The organism is Lacticaseibacillus yichunensis, from assembly GCF_003946405.1.
In the GTDB taxonomy this organism is placed as follows: domain Bacteria; phylum Bacillota; class Bacilli; order Lactobacillales; family Lactobacillaceae; genus Lacticaseibacillus; species Lacticaseibacillus yichunensis.
The window spans coordinates 1-1,308 of the sequence record NZ_RHOG01000071.1 but is presented as its reverse complement, the minus strand read 5'-3'; the positions used below and the strand labels follow the sequence as shown (position 1 = coordinate 1,308).

Here is a 1,308-nt window from a genome sequence, read left to right as displayed (position 1 = left end):
CGCAACGCTCCAAACGTTGCTTTCAGACCGGCCAGATGCGATTTCATGTCCCAAATACCGAGGTGAATAATCCAGGTTTGATAAGATCAGCTCTAGTCATCGTCAGGAAGACTGGCTGTTCTGGTACGTTAATATTCAATCAAATCACTTCCTAAAGTTTGGTGGGAGTGAGATAATCAAGTCAGATAGAACCCATATTTTATCTGTGAAGGGTGACTACTTGCTTTGGTCGGCGTAGTCGCTCTTTTTTGATTTCTCACGTTGCTTTGAATCGGTCATAACACCGTTGCGTTGGTGTTGAAAATGGTGGATCACGTCCCAGTGGCGTTGCGTCAACTTGCCACTGTCGATGATGGCCTTGAGTTCGCTCGTATTGTTGTACTGGTCGATCAACTGCAACATCTTGAGCGAGGGTGCGACTTGCTTTCTTAGCCATCGCGTAATGTGGTCATAGTTTAACGGCTCTGGATTAGTGGACAGGCGCAACTTATCCCGATTGTTACCGATGAACGCCGCCCAACGGGGATCTAACGCCCACTCACTTCTAGGCTTATGACTTGGCGTCAAGAAACGCAGATACTGATTGATGATGCCGAACACGACTTGCTCGGGATCATGTGTCGCTAATAGATGTTCAACCGCTGTGGCGGCACGCTCGCGGCGTAGGCGCACTTCAAAGCGAGTACGGATTGGTTGATCTTCAATGGCGATTTCTGGGTGTTTTTGATGTTGCTCAAATGCCTTGTCATAGATGCAGAAATTGACTTCGCTTTGTGGTGAACCAAGGTACAAGGTGCGTCCGGAAGCGTGCCACTGTTTGGTGCGGTTGTCCCTGAACCCGCGAAAGCGTGAGCTGAATTCATCATGGTCACACTTCTCAATTAGTGTTGGCACGTCTAGTAAACCGTTGCGGTCGTTGATGGCTAAATCCAGTCGAGTGAAGTGGCAATCCAGTTTGAGACAAGTTTCCAGAAAATCGTACCAAGTTCGATGTTGTGATTGCAGATACGATTCGACGTAGCGACAGCCTTGACCTTTCAGCTCAATCATTGTGCCACTGTCGTCTTTCGGCTTGTAATCTTCGGCATCCACGTCTTGGTAAGGTGATAACATCATCTTGATCTCACCGCATGTTAAGGTTGCTGAATAGCCGTAGTGGGCGCCTTCGTGAAGATTGAAATGGGTCGGGCTGATTTGGAACAGTTTGTTAATCAACTCTTCGTAGTCGTGTGTCTTGAAGGTGACGCTGAGATAGTCGATACAGACGTCCAGATTATTCTGACCGGTCAACGCACGCAACGCCAACGT

Annotated in this window: 1 protein-coding gene; it reads right to left on the bottom strand. The window is 48.2% G+C overall.

The window, feature by feature from the left end:
* Positions 1–216: 216 nt before the first annotated feature.
* Positions 217–1,308 (bottom strand): replication initiation factor domain-containing protein (locus tag EKM95_RS11555; protein ID WP_164510206.1); only part of this gene is annotated, 1,092 nt, incomplete at its 5' end.